This is a genomic window from Streptomyces corynorhini (genome assembly GCF_003346515.1).
GTDB lineage: Bacteria > Actinomycetota > Actinomycetes > Streptomycetales > Streptomycetaceae > Streptomyces > Streptomyces corynorhini.
Genome location: NZ_QQNA01000162.1, coordinates 1 through 23,729, shown reverse-complemented (window position 1 = coordinate 23,729; position 23,729 = coordinate 1). Strand labels below are relative to the sequence as shown.

The window sequence follows — 23,729 nt, the reverse complement described above, 5'->3', positions numbered from 1 at the left end:
CCACGGCCATGCATCTGAGCACGAGCACCGTCAAGGCTCACATCAGCCGCATCCTGACCCGCACGGACTGTACGAACCGGGTGCAGGCGGCCGTCCTGGCGCATGACGCGGGGCTGCTCGCGAGTTGAGGTGAGGTGAGGTGAGGTGAGGTGAGGTGATCTCGGTCATCGTTCGCTGCCAGGAGGTAGCCCCGGCAGTAGAATCGTGCCCCGCTCGGGTATCGCGCCACAGTGGACACAGAGAGTGATGCACGACCGCCGGTCTCACGCTCTCTCGACCCTGGAGAAGCAACGATGCGACATGTCGGACGGTCGGCCCTCCTCGTGAGCGGCGCTCTCTTCCTGCTGCTGCCGCTCAGCTCCGCCCACGCGACACAGCAACCCCCGCCCTCCGCCGCAGCCCCGCCCTCCGCCGCCGTGCCGCCCCCCGGCGCCACGGACAGCTACTGGACCGCCGACCGGATGCGGGCCGCGAAAGCCGTCAGGGCGGACCCGGAGCGCGCCTCCTCCGCCGCCGCCCCGAGCAGGCCGTCCTCGGGTCTGCCCCTCGTCGGGACGTTCTTCTGGAGCGACGCGAAGGGTGCGGGGCACTTCTGCGGCGGGACCGTGGTCAACAGTCCCGGCGGGAATCTGGTCATGAGCGCGGGCCACTGTTTCGACGGGAAGACCGCCCGGCCGAACCTCGCCTTCGTACCGGGATACGACGACGGCAAGAAGCCCTACGGCTCCTTCGCGGTCAAGCCGGACGGCATCTTCATCGACCAGCGGTATCTGACCCGGGGGCGCGACGCCGCCGCCGGGCTCGACTTCAACTTCCTCCAGCTCGAACCGCGCGACGGCAAGAACGTGCAGGATGCCGTCGGCGGCGCCGACCTGCTGACCGACGCGGGGTACGAGCACGACCCCGTACGTCTCGTCGGCTACCCCGCCAACCAGTCGCACCCGCTCGAATGCACCGACAGGACCGAACGGTTCGACAGCTCGTCCCCCGGTATTCCCGGCAGTTTTCTGCGGATCGAGTGCGACGCCTACTCGGGCGGGTCCTCCGGCGGCCCGTTCCTCGTCAAGCGGGTCTCCGGCTGGGGGATCGTCGGGGTCATCGGCGGCTGGAAGACCGGCGGCGACACGGACGACGTCTCGTACAGCCCCTACTTCGGCGCGGACGTCCGGGCGCTGTACGAGAGGGCGGCCGGCGGCCGGGAGCAGGTGACCAGCCGCGATGTCCTGAACACGGCGGGCACGTGGCGGCACGCGGGGACGCTGGCCGCCGAGATACTGGGCCGACGCTGACGTCGGGGGCGCGCCTGGTGCGCCCTGTGCCTCCCGTGGCCCCTGCTGGCCCCTGCGCCTCTCGTAACACCGCGCGCGCCCCGTACCCCCCCGTATACCGGGGCGCCTACTCCGTGCGCTCCGCGACGATGGCCGCGATGGCCGCCACCGCGTGGGCCTCGCTCGTCGGCTTGTCGACACCGAGGTCGGCGAGCACGCCCGTACCGTCTTCCTGCTCCAGCAGGGCCAGCAGGATGTGCTCGGTGCCGACGTAGTTGTGGCCGAGCCGCAGGGCCTCGCGGAAGGTGAGTTCCAGCGCCTTCTTGCCGCGCATGTCGTACGGGATCAGCTCGGGCACGTTCTCGACGGGCGCGGGGAGCCGGGCGGCGACGGCCTCCCGGAGGGCCTCCGGTGTGACGCCCTGGTCGACGAGCGCCCGCGCGGCCAGCCCGTTCGGCTCGTTCAGCAGGCCGAGTACGAGGTGCTCGGGGCGGATCTCGGCGTTGCCCGCCGCGCGCGCCTCGTTCTGCGACGCCACGACGACGTTGCGGGCGCGGCTGGTGAAGCGGCTGAACCCCTGGCTGGCGTCGAGGTCCACCGTTCCGCCCGAGTCCTTGGTGACGAAGCGCTTCTGGGCCGCCTGCTTGGTGACCCCCATGCTCCTGCCGATCTCCGTCCAGGAGGCGCCCGAGCGGCGCGCCTGGTCGACGAAGTGGCCGATCAGATGATCGGCGACCTCACCCAGGTGGTCAGCGGCGATGACGGCGTCGGAGAGCTGGTCGAGGGCGTCGGGGTGGACTTTCTTGATGGCTTCGATCAGGTCGTCGAGACGGACGGAATGCGTGTCCTGGAGTGGATTCGTCATGCGTCAACCATAAGTTGACGATCCGGGACCGTCAACCCAAGGTTGTCGGGGAACATACCTTCGACTCGTACCCATTTGACGCGCTTCATGCATATAGGTGAACCCGGAGAGGTACATATCCCTCCTCACGCCCGCACCTCCCCGTTCCCCCTGCCCGCGCCCGTTCTGGAGTACGCGATGCCCGAGACGACCGGCACAGACACCGGCACAAGCACAGAGACAGAGACAGAGACAGAGGCGCACACGGCCACAGCCACGGACGCGCACGCGCACGCGGAGACCGGCCTCGCCGCCGACTCCGGCCTCGCCGCCGACTCCGGCACCGAGGCCGGGTCCACGCCGCCCACCTGTCCGTTCGACTTCAACGAGGCGCTGGAGTTCGATCCCGTACTCGCGGACCTCATGCACCAGGGGCCCGTGACCCGTATCCGGCTCTCGCACGGCGACGCGGACGCCTGGCTGGTCACCGGCTTCGACGCGGTACGGCAGGTGACGACCGACCGCCGCTTCAGCCGCGCGGCCGTCGTGGGCCGGGACTTCCCCCGGATGACCCCGGAGCCGATCTTCTCCCCGGAGTCGATCAACGTGATCGACCCGCCCCGGATCAGCAGGCTGCGCCGACTGACCTCGCAGGCGTTCACCAAGCAGCACGTGGACGGGATGCGGCCCGCCATCGAGGCCATCGCCGACCGCCTCCTCGACGAGATGGCCGAGCACGGCCCGCCCGCCGACCTGGTGCACCACCTGTCGGACCAACTCCCCCAGCACACCATCTGTGAACTGCTGGACATCGCCCCGGCCGACCGGCCCTGGCTCCAGCGCTCCGCGCTGCGGATGCTGTCCATGACCCCGGGCAGCCGACAGACGGCAGCGGACGCCAAGGCCGAGATCATCGGCTTTTTCCGGGAGTTGACGGCCGAGCGGCGCCGTTCCCCGGGCGAGGACCTGATCAGTCTGCTGGCCACCGCCAAGGACGGCGACGACATGCTGGACGACGAGGAGCTGGCCGTGATGGCCGAGACCCTCATGCTCAGCGGCCACGACACGGCGACCTGCCAGATCAGCGACATCTGCTATCTGCTCCTGACCCGGCCGGAGTTGGCGGACCGGCTACGGAGCCGCCCCGAGACCCTCACCCGGGCGCTGGACGAACTGCTGCGCTACATCCCGTTCCGCAACGGCGTCGGAATCCCGCGCCTCGCCACCGAGGACGCGGAGATCGCCGGAGTGCCCGTGCGCGCGGGTGACTTCGTGCATGTCTCGTATCTGACGGCCAACCGTGACCCGGAGCGCTTCCCGGCCCCCGATGTCATCGACCTGGACCGGCCGCCCACCCCGCACATGACGTTCGGCTGGGGCGGCCACCGGTGCATCGCCGTGCCGCTGGCCATGGCCGAGCTGGAGACGGCCATCGGCCGACTGCTGAGCCGCTTCCCCGGACTGCGTCTCGCGGTGCCGGCCGAGGAGGTGCGCTGGGACACCAGGACCATCCGCCGCTTCCCGCACGAGCTGCCGGTGACCTGGTAGGCACCCTCCCTCTCTCACCCCTCACCCCACGGCGGCACCGCGCGGTCACAGCCCGGCGCCGCCGTGGACCATGTAGTGGTCGAGGAGCTTCGTACGGGCTACCTCAAGGCGGCGGCCGAGGATCCGGGCGACCGCGCGGGTCAGGGTGTAACCGAGGACCGGGTCGTCCTCGCACAGGGCACGTACGGCGGCGGCGTCGAATTCGTGCGCCCGTACCGGACTGAAAGCCTCCGCGCCGAAGTGCCACTGGTGCGGAGGGAAGACCCATGACCAGCCGAGCAGATCCCCGACACCGAGAGTGTCGACGACGACCCGGCGTCGGCCGGGGACGTACAGGTCGAGGGCGACCGTGCCCGTGTGGATGATCCAGAACGTGTCGGCCTGGCTGCCCTCTTCGAAGATCCGCGCGTCCTGGGGGAAATGGACATCGTGGGACAGTCTCATCAGCATGTCACCGCGGCCGGCCGGAAGCCCTGTCAGCAAGCGCATCGTGGAAGTCATGGCGGAGAACCTCCTTGCCGAGTAACCGCGGAGTGACCCAGTTTCAACGGGGAGTTACCGAGGGGCACGACGGCTATACGTTCGATCGTAGCCCCGGCGCTGCGATTCGCCCCACCCGCAACTTCCCGGCCGGTACGCGCCCTTCGCGCTCCGGCCGCACGCGCCTTTCACGCCACGGTCCGTAGGCGCCCTTCACGCCAAGGCGTGCACACCACGGCCCGCACACCACGGCGCCGCACACGCCCGTCACACCAAGGCCCGCACGCACCTTCGCACCCCCGGCCCGCGCACGCCCCGGCCCGCGCTCGCCTCGCCCCCGTCCGACACCCGTCACTGTGCCCGTCACCCGTCACCCGTCACCCGACACCCGCCACTGTGCCCGTCACCCGTCGCCCGTCACCCGTCACCGCGCCCGCGCGGCCACCGAGTCCAGGATCAGGGAGAGCCCGTACGCGAAGCGCTCGTCGAAGGACGGGTCCCGCAACTGGGCCGCGACCCGGCTCAGTGACGGATAGCGACCCGAGTCGAGCGCTCTGTTGAGCCTCGGCCCGTCCGCCCCCGGGAGCGCCTGTTCCTCCTGGGCGAGCCCCAGCACGAAGTAGACGAGGGTCCAGCAGGTCCAGGCCGCCTCCCGCTCCGGCAGCCCGGCGTCGAGCAGCGCTCCGACCAGCGCCTCGGCGAGGCCGAGCGTGGCGGGCTCGGGCGCGTACGTCCCGGCCACGATCACCGCGCCGTCGCGGTGCGCGAGCAGGGCGCGGCGGTAGCGGTGGGACAGCTCGCGCACCCGCTCCTCCCAGGTCCCGGGAAGGCGCTCCACGGACACCTCGGCGACGATCGCGTCCGCCATCAGCTCCAGCAGCCCCGCCTTGGTCTTGACGTGCCAGAGGACGGTGTTCATGCGGACGCCCAGCCGGTCGGCGACGCCTCGCACGGACACGGCGTCGGCGCCCTTGTCGTCGAGCAGTTCCAGCGCCGCGCGCACCACGACGGCTGGATCGAGGGTGGTTCTGGGCGAGCCGTCGGGACGGGTTCCCGGTTGCCTTTTGGTCACTGACCCAGTCTACTGGGCGCGAAGGTTATTGGTCACTGACCAAGAAGAGAGCCGAGGAGGCGTCGTGGGACAGGCAGAGCAGGGCGTGGAACGGGCAGAGCCGTCCGCGGGACAGGCAGGACAGGGCCTGGAACAGGCAGGGCAGGCAGGGCAGGCAGAGCAGGCAGAACAGGGCCTGGGGCAGGCAAGGCAGGCAGATCAGGGCCTGGGGCAGCTAAGGCAGGCAAGGCAGACGGAACGCGTGCGACAGACAGGACAGGTCGTCGTGGCCGGTGGCGGACCGGTCGGGCTGTGGCTCGCCGCCGAGCTGCGGCTCGGCGGCGTGGAGGTCACCGTGCTGGAGTCCCGGCGGGAGCCCGATCCGCATTCGAAGGCGCTCACGATCCACCCCCGGACCATCGAGATCCTCTCCTGCCGAGGAGCGGCGGACCCGTTCCTGGCGGAGGGCGTGCGAATTCCCAGCGGGCACTTCGGCGGGCTGGACGACCGGATGGACTTCCGGGTGCTGGACACCCCGTTCCCCTTCACCCTGGCACTGCCGCAGGCCCGTACCGAGGAACTGCTGGAGGCGCACGCGGTCGCGGCCGGCGCACGCGTCCTGCGCGGGCACCGCGTGACCGGGCTCGTGGAGCACCGGGACGCGGTGACGGTGTCGGTGACGGGGCCGGACGGCCCCTGGACGCTGGAGGCCGAGCACGTCGTGGGCTGCGACGGAACGCGGAGCACCGTGCGCGCGGCGGCCGGGATCGAGTTCCCCGGGACGGAGGCGACGACGTGGGGCTGGCTCGGCGACGTCGTCCTGGAGCGCCCGCCCGCGGGCCCCGGCGTCAGCGTGTCCAACGCGGCGGGCGGAATGATGGCCGTACGGCTGCCGGGCGGCCTGCACCGGCTCGTGGGCGGGACGCCGGAGGACGTACGGCCCGAGCACGGCGGCGAGCTGACCCTGGACGAACTGCGGGCGAAGACGGTACGGATCGCCGGGGACGACTTCGGGATGCGCGACCCGGTCTGGCTCTCGCGGTTCGGCAACGCCACCCGGCAGGCCGCGCGCTACCGGCGGGGCCGCGTCCTGCTGGCCGGGGACGCCGCCCATATGCACTTCCCGACCGGGGGCGTGGGGCTCAACGTCGGCTTCCAGGACGCCACGAACCTCGGCTGGAAGCTGGCGGCGACGGTCCGGGGCACCGCGGCCGACGGCCTGCTGGACAGCTACCACGCCGAGCGGCATCCGGTCGGCGCCGCCCTGCTGGAGAGCACCCGGGCGCAGACCGCGCTCATGACCGCGTACACGGCCGAGGGGCAGGCGCTGCGCGCGTTCCTGAGCCGACTCGTCGCGACCGTACCCGCGTTCTCGAAGGAGCTGGCCGAGCGGCTGGCCGCACTCGATGTCGCGTATCCCCCGGTGGGTCCAGGCGCGGCCGGGGCCCACCCGCTGACCGGGCGGCGCGCGCCGGACCTGGCGTTCGGGAGTGCGGATTCCCGGGGCGCGGCTCCGGCCCCCGGGCTGTTCGCGCTGCTGCGCGCGGGGCGTCCCGTCCTGCTGGACCTCACCGGGACGCCCGGCGCCCGGTCGGCGGACCTCGCCCCCGGGGTCCTCGTGCACAGCGCGCGCCCGGCCGGGACGCGCGCCGAGTGGTCCGGCGTGCGGGCCGCGCTCGTACGGCCCGACGGGCATGTGGCGTGGGCGGGTACGGAGCCGGACGACGGAGATCTGTGGGCGGCGGCGCTGACGGCGATACGAACGACGGTGCGAACGGCGGTGCGGGCCGCCGGACGCGAGTCCGCGCCGGATCCCCGCTGAGAAGGCGGCCGGGACCACGGCCCGAGCGCCGCGCTCCGTCCCGGCACCCTCGCCGCACCCGGACGACAGCGGACCGGCGAGCCGCCCGTACAGCAGCGGACCAGCGATCCGCCCGTACCAGAGCGAACGGACAACCAGCCCCGCACCACACGAACCGACAACCAGCCCGCACCACAACGGACCAGCGAACCGACAACCCGCCCCGCACCACAACGAACCGCTCCGCACCACAACGAACCGCCCCGCACCACAACGAACCGGCCCGCACGGAAGGCGTCTCCGTGCGGGCCGGTCTCCGGTGCCGCTACCGGTGGGTGTTGCCGGTCGGGCACCTTGGCAGGGCCGGGGGGTGGGGGGTTGGGGTGTGTCAGACCCCGGCCTGGGTCTTGTCGCCGCTGGGCGCGGCGGCGGCCTCGGGAGCGGCCTCGCTTCCGGCCCCGGCGGCGGGCTTGCCGGAACCGGTTCCGGCCTCGGGCTGCTCGGCAGCGGCTCCGTGGTCGTCGACCAGCGTCTTCTCGTCGAACGGGAACTTCCCGGCCAGGACCTCGTCGACCCGGCCCTTGTCGATCTCCTTGGTCCACGTACCGATGAGGACCGTCGCGACCGCGTTGCCCGCGAAGTTCGTCATGGCCCGCGCCTCGCTCATGAAGCGGTCGATGCCGACGATGAGGCCCACACCGTCGACCAGCTCGGGCCGGTGCGACTGGAGGCCGCCCGCGAGGGTGGCGAGACCGGCGCCGGTGACGCCCGCCGCGCCCTTCGAGGCGACGATCATGAAGAGGAGCAGCGAGATCTGCTCACCGATCGCCAGCGGGTCGCCCATGGACTCGGCGATGAACAGGGAGGCCATCGTCAGATAGATGGCGGTGCCGTCCAGGTTGAAGGAGTAGCCGGTGGGCACGGTGATGCCGACGACGGGCTTGCTGACGCCCAGGTGCTCCATCTTCGCGATCAGGCGCGGCAGCGCCGACTCGGAGGACGAGGTGGACAGGATCAGCAGGAACTCGCGGCCCAGGTACTTCAGCAGCGAGAAGATGTTGACGCCCGAGACCAGCCGCAGCAGCGTGCCCAGCACCAGGAAGACGAAGAGGGCGCAGGTGACGTAGAAGCCGATCATGATCATCGCGAGGGACTTCAGGGCGTCCAGCCCCGTCTCGCCGACGACCGCCGCGATGGCGCCGAAGGCGCCTACCGGCGCGGCCCACATGATCATGCCGAGGATGCGGAAGACGAGCCGCTGGATGTGGCCGATGCCCCGGATGATGGGCTCGCCCGTCTTGCCCATGGCCTGGATGGCGAAGCCGGCGAGCAGCGCGATCAGCAGGGTCTGGAGGACCGAGCCCTCGGTGAAGGCCGAGACCATGGTCTTGGGGATGACCGAGAGCAGGAAGTCCGCGGTGGACTCGCTCGCGCCCTCGGCCTGGGCGGCGCCCGCGCCCTTGGTGGCTTCGGTGATGTGCAGCCCGGCGCCGGGCTGGAGGATGTTGCCGACGAGGAGGCCGACGGCCAGCGCGACGGTCGACATCGCCATGAAGTAGACGAGGGCGAGCCCGCCCACCGCGCCGACCTTCGCGGCCTTCCGGACGGAACCCACACCCAGCACGATCGTGCAGAAGATGACCGGCGAGATCATCATCTTGATGAGATTCACGAAGCCGGTCCCGAGCGGCTTCAGTTCGACGGCCACGCCAGGAGCCGCGAAGCCCACCAGAATGCCGAGCGCGACGGCTGCGATCACCGCGATGTACAGATAGTGGGTACGGTCCCGCCTTGCGGCCACGGGTCCTCCTTGACTCGTCCCTGCAAATCCCCCGTCCCTGTCCCGAGGGGTCCCGAGGACTATCCATCACGCTGTGACGCCGGTCACCCTTACGTTCATTTCGTTCATATGAATCAGGCCAGGCATTCTTGTTTCATGCACCTGCCCCGCCCCCGCTCCCTCGCCGCGCAGCTCTTCGCCATGCAGGTCGTGCTGGTCGCCGCCGTCGTGGCGGGGTGCGCGCTGTTCGCGTACGTCACCGGGCGCGCCCACACCGACGAGACGGCGCGGAAGCAGGTTCTGGCCACGGCGCACGCGCTGGCCGATTCGCCCTCTGTACGGGACGCCATCCGTACGTCCGATCCGAGCGCCGCGCTCCAGCCGTACGCGGAGCGGGTACGGCTGGACACCGGAATCGACTTCATCACGATCATGAACCCGCGGGGGATCCGCTGGACGCATCCCGACCCGACGCAGATCGGGATGCCCTTCCTGGGGCGCACCGAGCCCGCGCTGAAGGGCCGGACCTTCACCGAGACGTACACCGGCACCCTGGGCCCCTCGGTGCGGGCGGTCACCCCCGTCAAGGACGGCGACCGGATCACCGGGCTGGTCAGCGTGGGCATCACGGTCGACCGGATCTCCTCGGAGGTGACGCAGCAGGTCAAGGTGCTGGCGCTGGCGGCGGGCGCGGCGCTGGTCCTGGGCGGGCTCGGTACGTACGTGATCAACGCGCGGCTGCGCCGGCACACGCACGGGATGAACGCGGCCGAGCTGAGCCGGATGCACAACTACCACCAGGCCGCGCTGCACGCCGTGCGCGAGGGGCTGCTGATGCTCGACGGCGCGCGCAGGATCGCCCTGATCAACGACGGCGGCCGGGAGCTGCTGGGCCTCGACGAGTCGGCCGTCGGCCGGCCGATCGGCGAGCTGGGGCTGCCCGCGCCGCTGACCGGGGCGCTCCTGGCCTCCGAGCCGCGGGTGGACGAGGTGCATGTGACCGACGACCGGATCGTGGTGGTCAACACCCGCCCGGTGGTCGGTGGCGAACAGCGCGGTACGGTCATCACCCTGCGCGACCACACCGAACTTCAGGCACTGTCGGGTGAGTTGGATTCGGAGCGCGGCTTCACCCAGGCGCTGCGCTCGCAGGCGCACGAGGCGGCCAACCGGCTGCACACGGTGGTCTCCCTGATCGAGCTGGGGCGGGTGGAGCAGGCGGTGGAGTTCGCGACGGCGGAGCTGGAGCTGGCGCAGGCGCTGACGGACCGGGTGGTCGGCGCGGTGGGCGAGCCGGTGCTCGCCGCGCTGCTGCTGGGCAAGGCGGCGCAGGCCAACGAGCGGGGGGTGGAGCTGGTGCTCGCCGAGGACAGCCGGATCGACGACGGGGTGCTGCCCGCGACGCTGCCCGCCCGTGACCTGGTGACCATCCTCGGCAATCTGATCGACAACGCGGTGGACGCGGCACAGGGCGGCGAGGGCGCGCGGGTCACCGTGACCGCGCTGGTGGAGGACGAGGAGTTGCTCCTGCGGGTGCGGGACACCGGCGCCGGGGTCGATCCGGGCGACCGGGACGAGGTCTTCCGGCGCGGCTGGTCGACGCGGGGGCCCGGCCGCGGGCTCGGGCTCGCCCTGGTCCGGCAGGCCGTGCACCGGGCCCGTGGCACGGTCGAGCTGAGGCCCTATCAGGAGCCGCCGGGCGGCGCCGAGTTCGTCGTACGACTGCCGCTGGGCACGCGGTCGGCGGGGGCGGGCGCGGAAGGCTCCTCGGCGAGAGCCTCGTCGACCGGGGTGTCGTCATGAGCGCGGCGCGTCCGGAGCCCGGCATCCGGGTCCTGGTGGTCGAGGACGACCCCGTGGCGGCCGACGCGCACCAGCTGTACGTGGGGCGGGTGCCGGGCTTCACCACGGTGGGCGTGGCGCACTCGCGCGTCGAGGCGGCCAGGCTGCTGGAGCGCACGGAGACCGATCTGATCCTGCTCGATCTGTATCTGCCGGACGGGCACGGGCTTCAGCTGCTGCGGAGTCTGCGGGCCGCCGGGCACCAGGCGGACGTCATCGCGGTGACCTCGGCGCGCGATCTGACGGTGGTACGGGAAGGGGTGTCGCTGGGGGTCGTCCAGTACGTGCTGAAGCCGTTCACCTTCGCGACCCTGCGCGACCGGCTCACCCGGTACGCGGAGTTCCGCGCGGCGGCCGGGGAGGCGAGCGGTCAGGAGGAGGTGGACCGGGCGCTGGGCGCGCTGCGGGCGCCCCAGCCGTCGTCGCTGCCCAAAGGGCTGAGCGCGCCGACACTGGAGGCCGTGACGCGCACGCTGCGCGCCTCGGCCGCCGGGCTGACCGCCGCCGAGGCGGGCGTGGAGGTCGGCATCTCCCGGATCACCGCGCGCCGCTATCTGGAGCACCTGGTCACCGACGGGAGGGCGGCGCGCAGCCCGCAGTACGGGCATGTGGGGCGGCCGGAGCTGCAGTACCGGTGGGTGCCGGCGTCGCGCTGAGCCGGAGGGTGCGTCGCGTGGGAGACGGGTGCCGCGACCGGCTCGGCCGGAGAGCCGGCGTCGGGCGGCACCCGGAGGCGTCGCGCGCTGTCACGCGCCCGAGGGAACAGCCGCGATGACGCGGCTCCGCAACCGCTCGTCCTCGATCGCGTCGGGGCTCCGCCACACGTAGCCGCTCACCTCCTCGTCCTGCAGGGACAGGTCAACGGCACCGGTCGTGCTGAACAAGTAGCGCACATCGGCGTGGTGGTGGGCCGGTTCACCTTTCGAGTCGTTCGCCGGGATCTCGTGCACGTCGATGTGGACGGGGTCCGGAAGCCGGGCCGTGATGCTCGTACGAATGCCGGTTTCCTCCGTTATGGCTGCACCTTTGCGTGTCTCAACGACAGGATTGCTATGCCTCCAGAAGGCATGTCTCACAAGACGCGAGGACGACTTGCCCCAGCACGAAGCACCCGAAGCCGTGGCCGCACTGCACCGCACCAAGAGGCAGTTGGCAACGGTTCCAACATTGGATCTTGAAGCCATCGGGGTACTCCAGCGCGCCGGCGTCACCGAACGCCAGCCGTTCTACCTCGGCCCTGACGGTTCGTACGACCTCCACCTCAACAGGTTCTTCCGGGATCTGCCGAACTGGGGAGTGAAATCCGAGAACGGGATGGATGCGTACGCCTCGGACATCATGCTGCAGTGCCGGTTTCTCCACGAGGCTCGGGGAGGGAAGTCGATCTGGCAGATCGACAGCGAGGACCTGCGTGCTTACAAGTACGCCCGGCTTCACGCCGAAGACCCAGATGACCGGATCACTGGCAGCACCTGGACGCGCACACTGGCCGCGTTGGACAAGTGGGTGAAGTGGTCCCTCGACGCCGGACTGCTGGAGGAGGAGCCGTTTCGTTACGTCGACAAGACCGTGATGACGCCGCAGGGCCCTAAGCAGGTGCGGGTGAACTCCGAGTGCGAGCCGGGATCCCGGAACGCCGAGATGAAGTTCTTGCCCTACGAGGACTACCTGCTGTGGCGGGATGTGGGGCTCCTGGGCTACCTGCCCGATGGGGGCCGCGATCCGAAGTGGCGCGGGCGCAACGGGGAGCGCAACGGCCTCTTCGCCGACCTGCTGGTCTGTACGGGGATGCGGCTGCGCGAAGCGGCGAGCCTGGTGCTGCCGGAACTGCCGCCGCTGGCCCAAGGGCGCGGGGACGTGCACTTGTCGCCGGCCGTCACGAAGCGGCACACGCCACGGACCGTGTTCATTCGGAGGAAGGTCCTGCGCGATCTGCATCACCATGTCGGCTTCGAGCGCGACGAGTTGGTGCAGCGCAAGGTGGCCGAGGGCGCCTACCGGTGGGATGACCCGTTCCTGGTGCGTCAGGCGAACCGGCAGACGATGGTGGTGGTCGGCAAGCGCAGGGCTTGGAAGTACTCGGACCTCGGCCATGCCGACCGGCTCCGGCTGATTGGCATGGACGCCGGGAGCCGGCCGACGGGACCGCTGTGGTTGTGGCTGGGCGAGGACGGACAGCCGTTGTCCAGCGCCACCTGGCAGTCCGCGTTCCGGCGTGCGAACGAGCGGTGCGCGGCCTTCGGCATCGACTTCAACGTCCATCCCCATACGCTGCGGCACACCTTCGCCGTCCACATGCTGGGCCTGCTGCTGCGGCAGACGATCCGGGCGATGGGCATGAACGAGGACCGGCACTTCACGTCGGCCCAGATCAAGCGGATGCTGATCGGCAACCCGATGCGCAAGCTCCAACTGCTGCTTGGGCACGCACACGAGGAGACCGTCTACATCTACCTCGATGTGCTCGACGAGGCCCAGGAGATCGTGCTGTCGGCCCTGGCCGAGTGGGATGAACAGTCCGCAGTCCTGGACCGCGTCGAGGTTCCGGTGGAGGTGAGCCGATGAGCAGGGGACGCACCCGATTCACCTCGGCGACTCCTGCTCCTGCGCCGACTGACCCTGTGCCCGTGCTGGGGCCCGTAGTGTTCAGTGTCCGGTTCGGTGAGGCAGAGGAGCACGTCGACCTGTCCGACCTGCCCTGCCCTCGTCTGGCCCGGGCTCTGGGGCAGGCAATCGTGGCGGTAACGCCGCCCAAGGCCGTAGTCGGCAATCGCGTGGTCCCGAACTTCCGGTCGTTGGTGGTGCGCGTCCGTGACTTCCTCAGGTTCGCTGCTGCGGTGATGCCCGAGCACGGCGAGGACATCGGCCTGGACGATCTGGACGCCGATCTGGTGGACGCCTATGAGGAGAGGCTGACGGACCAATACGGCCCTAACAGCAGCTCGGCTTCGGTGGCGATGTGGCAGATCGTGCGGCTGCTGAGGCAGGTCAACCAGGCCCATCCGGGGCGTCTCGATGTGGACCTGCGCTCGCGGATCGCCTACACGATGAGCGAGAGGCGGCCCACCGGGAAGCCACTGGATGCCTACCCCGTGCCGGTCTTTGAGGCGTTCGAGGCCGCTGCACGGGCGGAGGTCGGCAGGATCCGCGATCGCATCCTGGTGGGAGAGCGTCTGGCCGCGGCGGGTGGGGATCCGGAGGTCCACGGCTGGGGGCGGCTTGAGAACATCCTGTGGTTCATCAACGAGCACGGCCCCCTGACCTCCGAATATCGGGGCATCCGGGGCGTCGCCGCGAACGGGTACATCCGCGGCATCAACAGCCACCTCTACTTGTCGAGGCGGGACTTGTTGTCCTTCCACGTCCTGCTGGCCTGCCAGACGGGGATGGAACCCGAGGCGATCAAGGAACTCAAGGTGGGCTGCCTGACCAACGCGGCTCGCGGCCTCGTGAGTGTCCAGTACTACAAGCGACGTGCGGGCGGTGATCCGCATAAGAGCATGCGCATCCGCGATGGCGGCAACCTGCGCTCTCCGGGCGGGGTCCTACGGCTGGCGATGCGGTTGACCCGGCGCGCACGGGAGCTGGGCGGATACGACGACCTGTGGGTGAGCGTCTCCAGCGCGACCAATGCGTTGGGCCCCGCGTCCGGGGCACGGGTGCTGCTGAGTGCTGGCCATCGGGGCCTTTTCCTGGCTGAGCACGGCTTCGATGCCATGCAGGACAGGGGCGGGAAGCCGGTCAACCTGGATCTGCGGCGCCTGCGCAAGTCCTACAAGTCGAAGCAGTATCTGCAGGCCGGGGGTGTACTGCCGGATTTTGCCACCGGCCATACCCGCGAGGTCGCAGGGCGTCACTACGCGGACATCGGGGCTCACGAGGAGATCCACGACCAGGCGGTCGAGGACGGCCTGAGCGAGGCACTCGCCGTCCACCTTCCGCCGCCGGTCGTGCTGAACGAGGACGGCAGGCGCCTGGACGACGGCAGTCAGGAAGTGCCCTTGGAAGCAGTCCGCGATGCACTGTCCGGGGCCACCGACGTGTGGTTGTCGTCCTGCCGGAACTTCTTCGACTCGCCTTTCTCCCTCAAGAAGGGGGCCGCGTGTCCGGTTCCGCCCTGGGTCTGCCTGGAGTGCCCAAACGCGGTGTTCACGACGCGTCACCTGCCGGCGGTGCTCTCTGTCCTTGGGACCATCGAGGCCCAGCGCGCGGAGTTCTCCACGGCCGAGTGGACGGCCCGATTCGCGGTCGCGCACGAGCGGATCATCAGAGGTGTCCTGGCCCGATTTAACGCGCTTCAGATCGCCACTGCCCAGGCCATCGCCGAGGCCGATGGTCCGCGTCTGGCGCTGCCCACCTCATTTCTGGAGACGCTGCGATGACTCTTTCGTTGTCCAAGGCAGTGGCGGCACCGGTCCCCGCACCGGATGACTACGTCCTGCCCAATCGGCTGACCAGGGGCCACGTCTCCCGGGGCCCGCGCTTCGGCGACGACGTGTGGGATCTGAACGACTTCTTTCCCCGGACCGAGGCATCCGGCCGCATCGACTTCCTCCGGTTCGAAGCCGGGCTCCATCGGCAGACCGCGAAGGAGTTCCTCTACTCGCGACTGCGACGCCGCACCGGACGCACCCACCACCCGATGAAGCCCACTGCGGCCCCGACCCAGTGCACCCGGCTAGTCAACCTCTTCCAGGACCTGCGTTCGGTCGGCGTCCGGCGTCTGCAGGACGTGGAGGTTGGTCATCTGGAGATGCTGGTCACTCGCTGGGAAGCACAGGGGCCACATGCGGTCGTCAGCAAGGTCAACCTGCTCAAACACCTCTCCGGCCACGGCCCCTTCTTGACGGGCGACCGCCTGACCATCGTCCCTTGGCCACATCGCAGCGCCAAGCAGGTGGCCAAGGTGAAAACGCAACGGGAGAACAGCACTCCGCGCATCCCTGAGGAGATCATGCGATCGCTGTTGTCCGCCGCCCTGTTCTACATCCAAGTCGCCAGCCGGGACCTCCTGGCTGCCCGAGCGCTGTTGAATCGTCTACAGGAAGAGCAGTCCAAAAGCGACATCTCCATCGGCCAGACGCGCGAACGGCTGGACGCCTTCATCGCCTCGCGCCGTGCGCTGGATCGTGGCATGCCGGCTCTGCCGATTAAGTATCGAGGTGCTTGTTCCGCCGATGCCGTCGACGGGGTGTTGCAGGCCCCCAACCTGAGCATGACCGCACTACTGATCGGGGCCGACTGCGTCCGACGCCTGCGGCGGGAGATCAAGGACGCCGGCAGGGAGCTCGGTTGGGAGGTCGGTGGCCTTGACATCCCGATGTCGGACTGGCCCGGCAGCGGCCTTCCATGGTGCTCCGAACTGTCAGCCGAAGCTCTGGCCAGTGAGTTGGTACATCTCAGGACAGCCTGCTGGATCGTGATCGCCTATCTGTCCGGAATGAGGGACGTGGAGGTGCGGGAGCTTGGCCGTGAGTGCGCCTTCACCGAGCCTGGGGCCGACGGCCGCACCCGCTACAAGATCAAGGGCCGGGTGTTCAAAGGCCGCAGGCTCACTGGCGACGAGGCCGAGTGGGTGGTCCTGGACGTTGTGCACCAGGCGGTCGGGGTTCTCAGGCAGATCAACGACGATCCCACCCACCTCTTCGGAACCTGGATCGGGGAGAAGGCCGGCTACGGCCTGTTCAGCGACGTGCCGCTGCGGCTGAAGAACTTCCAGCAGCACCTCAACGACCTCTTCGGCGTCCAGGGCGAGCCCTACATTCCGTTGCACCTCGTCGACGAGTACGCCGAGGACGAGGCCGCTGACGATGCCGAGTTGGGCCAGGAGGCCGCAGACGAGGCCGGGGGCGACGCGGGCATGGGGCCGATTCGGCCCTGGTGGTTCGACACCCGGCAGTTCCGGCGCACGCTGGCCTGGCATATCGCTCACCAGCCGTTCGGCGTCGTCGCCGGCACGAGGCAGTACAAGCACAACGCCTTCGCGATCTTCGAAGGCTATGCGGGCACCTCGGCCTCGGGCTTCGCCGACGAGGTCGCCTCGGAGAAGGCGGTCGCGCTGCTGGACTACGTCGAAGACCTCTACCACGACCACAACGAGGGGGGCCGGTCCGCCGGTGGGGCTGCTGGCCGCGTGGCAGCAGATTTCGACCGGATCAGGGCAGAGCTGGGCGACCTGCCCGGCACGGTCGCCAGCCCCGAGCGGCTGCGAGCCGCACTTCGGCACCTCACTCGCACCCTGCATCCGGGCGTCCTCAACGATTGCTTCCACCACGCCGGGACCGCCGTCTGCGGCAAGCGCGCCAAGTCCCTCGGACGACCGCTCCCAATGCTCAGCGCGTGCTTGGCCTGCCCGAACGCACGCCGCTCGGCGGTTCATCTGCCCAGGATGGCCCAAGCCCGCGATCTGGCCGCCGAGGAGTTCGCCCGCACCGCTGGCGTTCCCAAGTTGCAGCGGATCGCCATCGAGGAACACCTGTCGACACTCACCCAGCTGATCGCCGAGCTCCGCGACGAGGAAGGAGTGTCCGCATGACCACCAGCAGCACCACTCAGAGCGTCTTCGCCCGTCTGGTCCGTGAGCACGAGGCGCTGACCAACATCGACCGGCAAGTCATGTGGGCCTTCGAACGACTCATGGACGGCCGTCCGGCGATCACCGACGGCTCCGTGACAGCAGTGAACATCGCCGCCGAAGCTGGGGTGTCACGAGCTTCCTACTACCGCTCGCCAGCCGCCGCCGCGATCAAGGAGATCCTCTCTGCCCCCGAGGCCAAGCGGCCCGAGGTCGACGAGCTCAAGACCGAGGTCGCCCGACTGCGCAAGCAGGAACGCGCGCTCCGCCAGGAGCACGCCGCCGAGGTCAGGGAGTTGAAGGACACCGTGGCGACCTACGCCAACCAGATCCAGGTCCTGGCCTTGCGCAATGCCGAACTGGAAAAGGACGCCGGAAAGCTCAGGTCACAACTCTCCGACGCCAGCGACGGAGTAGTCCGCGCCCTGCGCCCGACCTGACCAACCCACCCCGGCCCGGATCATCCGCCGGGCCGGGGTGGACCTGCGCGCCGGGGGCTTCGGGACCGCAGCCTGACCGGGTGAGGCCGGGTCTGTGCGGGGACCAACGGAACGGTCGGGATCGGTGTGATTGATCTTGAACGGTGAAGGGACTCTGGTGACCGTGAGAGGCAGCCGGTCTCGGTTGCCCCTCACGGTCGCTCCCCCAGTGGCACTGGCCTCTGTCAGGTCAGTCGACGGCGGATCCACCAGGCGCAGAACCAAGTCAGGACGAGGGTGAGGCCGAGGTAGAGCCCGGTCTCGACCCACTGAAGAGTCCAGAAATTGCCGGCGGGCTGGTAGGAAACCTGCTGCTGGTACCCCGCCTTGGTTAGGTTTGCGGCGCAGTCCGACATGGAGGAGCAATCGGTGAGCGACTCGGGCAGGGCGGCCGGTTGGCCGGAAGCGTTGACGGTCTGTTCGGAAAGGATCCAGGCGCCCGGCTGGCCGAAGTCCACCTCGCGCACGGCGTCGATGCCGATGTTCACTGGCTTGGCCTGGGTGAACGACAGTGTGGCATCAACGGACGGGGCCAAGTGGGGCCGGACCCACAGGGGCATGGCGATCTGGACGGCGGCGTACGTGGCGAGGGTGGCAGCCATCGCGGGCACGGTGCGACGGATGAGCACACCAAGGGTGACGCCGAGCATGAAGGCGAAGGCGGCATAGCCGATCGGGGCGATGCCGCGCTCACCGAAGACCAGAGGATCGATGCGCGGGTAGAAGGGATCTGCGCCGGTCCCGCCGCTGTTGACGGCCTGGTCGATCGGACCACTCCACCAGGTCACCGCCACAGACGCCAGGGCGGCAGCGGCCATGGTGGCCACGCCAGTGAGGACGAGTTTGGTGGCGAGCCAGCGGGTACGGGTGATGCTCTGGTTCCACGCCAGGCGGTACGTGCCCGTCTCCAGCTCACGCGTGATCAGCGGTGCGCCCCAGAACATGCCGATCACGGCCGGCACGAGCAGGACGATGACGAGGCCGAGGTAGTACACGGTCTGGTCGGCGCTGGTGATCCGGCCGAACAGGTCGTCCCCGGCACTGGCGTACAGGTCGGCCAGCTGCGGACCGGTGACCGCGAGGAGTACGGCAAGGAAGGCCAGGGCGAGATACACGACCGTGACTTGGGTGCGGAACTGTCGCCAGGTCAGCCAGATCATCGCAGCACCTCAAGGGCGGGGCGGGTGTCGCGGAAGGCATCCGCAGGGCGCGTCATGTAGGCCAGGACAATGTCTTCCAGGCCGAGAGGGGTCACGCTCCAGGAAGGATCGTGGACCGCGGTCTCGGTGCGCACCAGGAGAGTGGTCTGCCGGTCGGTGTGACTGGCAGAGATGACGTGCTGGCCCGAGGGAAGCGCGGCCGGGTCACGGCGCGGGCCGGTGAGCCGGTGGTGCGAGGCGACCAGGTCGTCGATGTCGCCGGCCACCTGCACCTGGGAGTCGACCAGGACGATGACGTAGTCGCAGGTCCGCTCCACGTCGGAGACCAGATGGGAGGAGAGCACGACACTCATCTCGTGCTCGGCGACGGCCTCCATCAGATCCTGCATGAACTCTCGCCGGGCAAGCGGGTCGAGGGCGGCGACCGGCTCATCCAGGATGAGCAGTTCGGGCCGCTTCGCGATGCCCAGTGTCAGGGCGAGTTGCGCCCGCTGGCCCCCGGATAGCTTCCCGGCCCGCTGCTTCGGGTCCAGGCCGAGCCGGCGGATCCGGTCCCGCGCCACGGCGTCGTCCCAGTTCGGATTGAGCCGCTGACCGAAGTCGAGGTGGTCGGCGACGCTCAAGGACGCATAGGTCGGGGTGTCCTGGGCGACGAAGCCGACCTTGGCCAGCTGTTCAACGTCCTCGGCTGGACGACCTCCGCACACCTCGATGGTGCCGGCGGTCGGAGTCAGCATGCCGGAGGCCAGGTTCAGCAGGGTGGACTTGCCCGCCCCGTTGGGGCCGACCAGGCCCACTACCCGGCCGGCCGGAACATCCAGATCGCAGTGCTGCAGCGCCCAGCGCTGCTTGTACTTCTTGCCCAGTGCCTGGGCTCGTAAGACGGCGCTCACGCTACGTCCTCTCCGGCTGCGTTACGAAAGGTGTTCATGAACAGTGCCTCGATGCTTTCCTCGTCGAGTCCGGCCAGGCGAGCCTTGGTCACCCAGCGCTGGAGGTCCTTGCGCAGCGGGCCGTGCGCGGCGAGCGTGCCGTCGGCCAGCGTGCGGGTCACGAAAGTCCCGACGCCCGGACGGGCGCCGACCAACCCCTCGTGCTCCAGCTCGCGGTACGCCTTGAGCACCGTGTTCGGGTTGACCGCGATCTGCTTGGCCACGTCCTTGACCGTGGGCAGCTTGTCCCCCTCCTTCAGCAGGCCCAGGCGCAGCGCATGGCGCACTTGCTGGACCAGCTGCTGATAGGGAGACAGACCGGTCCGAGCGTTCAGGTGGAACTCAATCACTCGTTCCTCCATTTACCTAGTTGCCTAGTACTATAGCCCTCTACGTCAATCATCCAACAAGGGGGCCTCCGCAGCGCGAGGCTCGCACCCATTGGGTTCAGCCACTGACTCAGATCGCACGGCTCAGCACCGACAACGTTCAGCACGAGGAAGGCGAAGTCCTCGTCCGGCTCGGCGACCGCCGTCACCCCGTCCCGGCCCCTTTCGCCGGGATGCTGCTGGACCACCTGGGGCAGCGACCGAACACCATGACCGCGACCAACCCCGACGCCCGATGACTCTTCCCCGGCTGCAGGGCCGGACAGCCTATACCTCCCAGGCACTTTGGGACTTCGGCTCCGCCTGGGCTTCCCGGCCCAGCAGGGACGCATCGCAGCAATCCGCCACCTTGTCCTCCAGGAGGCCCCGGCCCCGGTGATCGCGCGGATGCTCGGCTACCACAACGACACCACCGCACGCCTCGCCGAAGAGGCCGGAGGAACCTGGCGGCACTATGCCCCCGGCGACCACTCGCGCTGGCCCCGAGCCCTCAACAGCCGAGGAACGCGCGACTCCGGATAACGCGAGATTGCCAGTGCCACCCCAACACCCATACCGCAGATGAGACACTTTCTCGTGGGACACAGAAGTTGCTCACATAACTTCTCCCAGTTCGCGGAGCGCCGCGCCCATCAGGTTCACGTCCTCGTGCTCAAGATGCCCGCCGGGCATCAGGTAGCGATCCAACGCCTTGTGGTGGACGAACAGCACTTCGCCTCGCTCATTGAGGAGCACAGCTCCGGCGGTCACGTGCACGGGTACGGTGTTACGGCTCGCCACGTCGTCGCCACGGTCGAGCGCCTCCAGGACGGTGGACAGCGCGGCCCTCTCGTCCGGATACGCGGCTGCGTACGCGGCGATGGTCTCGCGGGTGTGTTCGGGCGTCATGGGCATGGAGTCACCTGTTGAAGTAGTTGAGCCAGAGGCGAGCGATGGCGCTTCGGTCGTCTGCCGGGACTTCGTGTATGGCGGACGTGAGGTCACCGCAGGAGAGCGCTCGGACACCCGCGAGGATTTCGGCTTGCACGAGGAAGATGAACGGTCCGACGCTCGCGCCGTGAAGGAAATTGACCGCGTTCCCTCCGTTCAGCAAGTAGAAGTAGTGGCCGGTGGTTTCGTACCGGCTCACATGCTCGGAAGAGTTGGACCGGCTGTACGCGTTCGGCAGCCCGTCGAGTTCCAGTTCGTCCTCCGAACTGGTGACAGTGGCGACATACGCGCCGTTGCGAAGGGTGGGGAAGTCCTCGCCCCGCAGGGACAGCGAACCCGTGGCACAGAGGATAAGCCCGGCCGCACCCAACGCGGTCTCACGGTTTCGGGCAACGGCGAAACCCTGTGAGAGTGCTTGTGCGCGCCGTACGGGATCGATGTCGTATGCCGTGACATGAATGCCTTTGGCGTGCAGCAACCGGCAGATGCTGGAGCCGAGTTTGCCGAAGCCGATCACCAGTGCGGGGCGGCCGTGCAAGATGTCCCCGCGCTGCCGTAACAGGGCTTCGGTGGAGAATACGACCGACTGTCCGACGAGGTAGTCCTCCGGGTCCTTGAGCGGGGAACGCGCCACTGACATCACGGGACAGGGAAGTTTGTCGCACTCGGCGTAGCGCTTGTGTCCGTTCTCGGTGTCCTCGACCACGCCGAGTACGGTTCTGGAGAACCGCTCGCACAGCGCGTCCAGCACCGGGGCGAAGTACCCGCCCACATCGAGCAGTACGACACGCTCGCCGGGTGCCCTGGTCTCCAAGTAGGCGACGGCTGCGTCCGGGTCGGTGAACAGTTCGCGAGACAGATCGTCCACCGCGTACACCGACTCGACTTCGCGCCGCGCCACCGGATGGACGGACTTGGGCTTCGGCAGTACCGCGCGCAGATCGGAGACCGCGCCGACCGCCCGCACGAACGCGGGGCGCTCAGGTAGAAGATGCGTGATCAGCAAAGATGCGGGACGCTCGGGCGGCACGAGCAGTTCGGCCACCCGCCGCCAGTATGTGTTCAGCCGTGCGCGCTCTGAGGCTTCCAACGGACGCACCTCCTCATATTCACCTCGGATTGTCACTACAGGTAACCGCATCGTCACGTGCGCCGATACTGTGGGCAGGAGCGCAGGAGTTAAGTGCGTTAAGAGCGCCACGGAGTGGGGAGTTGACAAGCGTGGGCACCTCCGAGCCGAACACCGGGTTCGCGCGGCTGTTCCATGAGACCGAGTGGAGTTTGCAGCAGTGCGCGCGGGCCGTGAACCGGATCGGTACGGAACAGGGCACCTCCGTCCGGTACCAGGGCCCGTCCGTGCATCAGTGGCTCAACGGCGGGCTGCCTCGTCCAGCCGTGCGGCCGTTGATCCTGGAGGCGCTCGCGCGAAGGCTGGGCCGTCCGGTCACGCCGGCCGAAGCAGGCTTCCCCGCACCGACGGGCGAGCAGAACGAGTTGAGCACCGTTGACGGGATCATGGATCTTGGGAGGCAGGACATGAATTCGTCGCGGCGGGGCGTTCTCGGCGCAGGGCTGTTCTCCGTAGCCTTGACCATCCCCGGATGGCCGGATCTGGTCGGCCGGATGGAGGGGAGCGGGGCCGATCCGCACAGGCGCATCGGCCAGTCCGAAGTCCAAGCGGTTTCGGCGATGACCGAGCGCCTCTCGGATATCGATGACGATTTCGGCGGACGCTATGCGCGGCCCATGGCCGCCGCCTTCTTGGTCAGAACCGTTGGGCCCTATTTGAAGGCGACGGCATCCAGCGAGATCAGAAAATCGATGATGTCCACTGCTTCATTCCTGTGTTACCTGACCGGGTGGATGGCGGTGGACGAGGGATTGCACGGACTCGCCCAGCAGTACTACGTCAAAAGCCTGGAGCTGGCGGGCGCCAGCGGCGATCACCTGACGTACTGCCATGTCCTGCGGGGCATGTCCGTCCAGGCCGCGAACCTGGGGCACGGCTCGCCTGCCGTGCGGCTCGCCGACGCCGCAGCCGAAGCGTCTCCGGAGTCCGGCCCCCGTATGCGCGCGTTTCTCGCAGGGCAACAGGCGCACGCCTACGCGCTGGCGGGGGAACGTGTGAACGCGCTGACCAGCCTTCGCGAGGCAGAACGGGCGGTGAATCAGGCGGAAAGCCAGATCGGAACCTTCGGTGGGTTCAGCTCGGCCACCTTGGCGTACGCCACCTCGGAGGTGAGGCACGCGCTGGGCGACGTGAAGGGAAGCGTTGAATCCCTGCATGATCATTTTCGGTTGCGGGATTCCAGCGACAGTAAGAGGTCGGAGATCAAGTTCGGCGCCATGCTGGCAGAACGTCAGCTGGAAATGGGCCACCTGGAGGCGGCCTGCGGCACCTGGAACAAAGTGCTGGACGACTATCCAGCCATCCATTCCGGACGAGTCGATGCACAGGTCGCCGCAATCCCCTCCCTGCTCGCCTCCTACCACTCAACCCCCGCCGCACGTCAGCTCCTTGAGCGCACGCGCTCCGCGGTGAGCAGCCGCAGAGCGTAGCCCGGCAAGCGGCGCCGCCCGCCCCGCGCTTTCGCGTTCCGTACCCGTGGCTTCTCCGGCCCTGAGCCGCGCCCTTAGAGGTCCTAACAAAG

22 protein-coding genes are annotated in these 23,729 nt (G+C 69.0%); 12 read left to right on the top strand and 10 right to left on the bottom strand.

Going from position 1 to position 23,729, the window contains the following annotated elements; translation table 11 throughout:
- Window positions 1–8: 8 nt before the first annotated feature.
- On the top strand, window positions 9–128 hold the full coding sequence (locus tag DVH02_RS20535) for a LuxR C-terminal-related transcriptional regulator (protein WP_407697654.1): 120 nt from the start codon (window positions 9–11) through the stop codon (window positions 126–128).
- A 165-nt stretch (window positions 129–293) separates the two neighbouring features.
- Window positions 294–1,289: a trypsin-like serine peptidase gene (locus DVH02_RS20530; RefSeq protein WP_114625296.1), complete on the top strand. Its 996-nt coding sequence runs from the start codon at window positions 294–296 to the stop codon at window positions 1,287–1,289.
- A 106-nt stretch (window positions 1,290–1,395) separates the two neighbouring features.
- Here the strand turns inward: DVH02_RS20530 and DVH02_RS20525 are convergent, their stop codons facing one another.
- A complete protein-coding gene (locus DVH02_RS20525; RefSeq protein ID WP_114625295.1) occupies window positions 1,396–2,133 on the bottom strand; it encodes a Clp protease N-terminal domain-containing protein in 738 nt (245 codons plus the stop codon).
- Between the two features lie 177 nt (window positions 2,134–2,310).
- Between DVH02_RS20525 and DVH02_RS20520 the strand changes: the two genes are divergently transcribed.
- Entirely contained in the window at window positions 2,311–3,660 is a 1,350-nt protein-coding gene (locus tag DVH02_RS20520) for a cytochrome P450 (protein WP_114625294.1), read from the top strand.
- Window positions 3,661–3,705: 45 nt separating this feature from the next.
- On the opposite strand, the gene DVH02_RS20515 is transcribed toward DVH02_RS20520, so the two are convergent.
- Window positions 3,706–4,104, bottom strand: coding sequence for a cyclic nucleotide-binding domain-containing protein (locus DVH02_RS20515; protein ID WP_407697653.1), 399 nt, complete (start codon window positions 4,102–4,104; stop codon window positions 3,706–3,708).
- 460 nt (window positions 4,105–4,564) lie between these two features.
- Window positions 4,565–5,212 carry a TetR/AcrR family transcriptional regulator C-terminal domain-containing protein gene (locus DVH02_RS20510; RefSeq protein ID WP_114625292.1) on the bottom strand — a complete coding sequence of 216 codons (648 nt, stop codon included), beginning with the start codon at window positions 5,210–5,212 and terminating at the stop codon, window positions 4,565–4,567.
- Window positions 5,213–5,453: 241 nt separating this feature from the next.
- On the opposite strand from DVH02_RS20510, the gene DVH02_RS20505 reads away from it, so the two are divergent.
- Window positions 5,454–7,013, top strand: a complete 1,560-nt coding sequence (locus tag DVH02_RS20505) for an FAD-dependent monooxygenase (RefSeq protein ID WP_114625291.1) — start codon at window positions 5,454–5,456, stop codon at window positions 7,011–7,013.
- A gap of 367 nt (window positions 7,014–7,380) precedes the next feature.
- On the opposite strand, the gene DVH02_RS20500 is transcribed toward DVH02_RS20505, so the two are convergent.
- Entirely contained in the window at window positions 7,381–8,793 is a 1,413-nt protein-coding gene (locus DVH02_RS20500) for a cation:dicarboxylate symporter family transporter (protein WP_114625290.1), read from the bottom strand.
- A gap of 135 nt (window positions 8,794–8,928) precedes the next feature.
- On the opposite strand from DVH02_RS20500, the gene DVH02_RS20495 reads away from it, so the two are divergent.
- Together DVH02_RS20495 and DVH02_RS20490 are read left to right on the top strand one after the other, a co-directional pair.
- Complete coding sequence (locus tag DVH02_RS20495) at window positions 8,929–10,575, top strand: sensor histidine kinase (protein WP_114625289.1); 1,647 nt, start codon at window positions 8,929–8,931, stop codon at window positions 10,573–10,575.
- Complete coding sequence (locus DVH02_RS20490) at window positions 10,572–11,270, top strand: response regulator (RefSeq protein ID WP_114625288.1); 699 nt, start codon at window positions 10,572–10,574, stop codon at window positions 11,268–11,270. The genes DVH02_RS20495 and DVH02_RS20490 overlap by 4 nt, the downstream gene beginning before the upstream one ends.
- A 90-nt stretch (window positions 11,271–11,360) precedes the next feature.
- On the opposite strand, the gene DVH02_RS20485 is transcribed toward DVH02_RS20490, so the two are convergent.
- A complete protein-coding gene (locus DVH02_RS20485; protein WP_114625287.1) occupies window positions 11,361–11,564 on the bottom strand; it encodes an NUDIX hydrolase in 204 nt (67 codons plus the stop codon).
- Between the two features lie 169 nt (window positions 11,565–11,733).
- On the opposite strand from DVH02_RS20485, the gene DVH02_RS20480 reads away from it, so the two are divergent.
- The 4 genes from DVH02_RS20480 to DVH02_RS20465 all read left to right on the top strand — a co-directional run bounded on the left by DVH02_RS20480 (window position 11,734) and on the right by DVH02_RS20465 (window position 17,628).
- The gene (locus DVH02_RS20480) at window positions 11,734–13,179 is read left to right on the top strand and encodes a tyrosine-type recombinase/integrase (RefSeq protein ID WP_233518347.1); all 1,446 of its coding nucleotides are present in this window, start codon (window positions 11,734–11,736) and stop codon (window positions 13,177–13,179) included.
- Window positions 13,180–13,241: 62 nt separating this feature from the next.
- A complete protein-coding gene (locus tag DVH02_RS20475) occupies window positions 13,242–14,996 on the top strand; it encodes a hypothetical protein (protein WP_199566357.1) in 1,755 nt (584 codons plus the stop codon).
- Complete coding sequence (locus DVH02_RS20470; RefSeq protein WP_114625285.1) at window positions 14,993–17,149, top strand: hypothetical protein; 2,157 nt, start codon at window positions 14,993–14,995, stop codon at window positions 17,147–17,149. The genes DVH02_RS20475 and DVH02_RS20470 overlap by 4 nt, the downstream gene beginning before the upstream one ends.
- Window positions 17,146–17,628 (top strand): hypothetical protein, encoded by a 483-nt coding sequence (locus DVH02_RS20465; protein WP_114625284.1) that lies wholly within the window; start codon window positions 17,146–17,148, stop codon window positions 17,626–17,628. The genes DVH02_RS20470 and DVH02_RS20465 overlap by 4 nt, the downstream gene beginning before the upstream one ends.
- 224 nt (window positions 17,629–17,852) lie before the next feature.
- On the opposite strand, the gene DVH02_RS20460 is transcribed toward DVH02_RS20465, so the two are convergent.
- Genes DVH02_RS20460 through DVH02_RS20450 form a run of 3 tightly spaced genes read right to left on the bottom strand, consistent with a single transcriptional unit; the run spans window position 17,853 to window position 20,121 of the window.
- Entirely contained in the window at window positions 17,853–18,827 is a 975-nt protein-coding gene (locus tag DVH02_RS20460; RefSeq protein WP_030080241.1) for an ABC transporter permease subunit, read from the bottom strand.
- Window positions 18,824–19,720, bottom strand: coding sequence for an ABC transporter ATP-binding protein (locus DVH02_RS20455; RefSeq protein ID WP_030080244.1), 897 nt, complete (start codon window positions 19,718–19,720; stop codon window positions 18,824–18,826). The genes DVH02_RS20460 and DVH02_RS20455 overlap by 4 nt, the downstream gene beginning before the upstream one ends.
- A complete protein-coding gene (locus DVH02_RS20450; RefSeq protein ID WP_114625283.1) occupies window positions 19,717–20,121 on the bottom strand; it encodes a GntR family transcriptional regulator in 405 nt (134 codons plus the stop codon). The genes DVH02_RS20455 and DVH02_RS20450 overlap by 4 nt, the downstream gene beginning before the upstream one ends.
- 312 nt (window positions 20,122–20,433) lie before the next feature.
- On the opposite strand from DVH02_RS20450, the gene DVH02_RS34860 reads away from it, so the two are divergent.
- Complete coding sequence (locus DVH02_RS34860) at window positions 20,434–20,670, top strand: hypothetical protein (RefSeq protein ID WP_147286092.1); 237 nt, start codon at window positions 20,434–20,436, stop codon at window positions 20,668–20,670.
- A 72-nt stretch (window positions 20,671–20,742) separates the two neighbouring features.
- On the opposite strand, the gene DVH02_RS20445 is transcribed toward DVH02_RS34860, so the two are convergent.
- Both DVH02_RS20445 and DVH02_RS20440 read right to left on the bottom strand, forming a co-directional pair.
- Window positions 20,743–21,042, bottom strand: a complete 300-nt coding sequence (locus DVH02_RS20445; RefSeq protein ID WP_114625282.1) for an NUDIX domain-containing protein — start codon at window positions 21,040–21,042, stop codon at window positions 20,743–20,745.
- A gap of 4 nt (window positions 21,043–21,046) precedes the next feature.
- Window positions 21,047–22,168, bottom strand: coding sequence for an adenosylhomocysteinase (locus DVH02_RS20440; RefSeq protein WP_114625281.1), 1,122 nt, complete (start codon window positions 22,166–22,168; stop codon window positions 21,047–21,049).
- Window positions 22,169–22,299: 131 nt separating this feature from the next.
- On the opposite strand from DVH02_RS20440, the gene DVH02_RS20435 reads away from it, so the two are divergent.
- Window positions 22,300–23,637 carry a tetratricopeptide repeat protein gene (locus DVH02_RS20435; RefSeq protein WP_114625280.1) on the top strand — a complete coding sequence of 446 codons (1,338 nt, stop codon included), beginning with the start codon at window positions 22,300–22,302 and terminating at the stop codon, window positions 23,635–23,637.
- The last annotated feature ends 92 nt before the right edge of the window (window positions 23,638–23,729 follow it).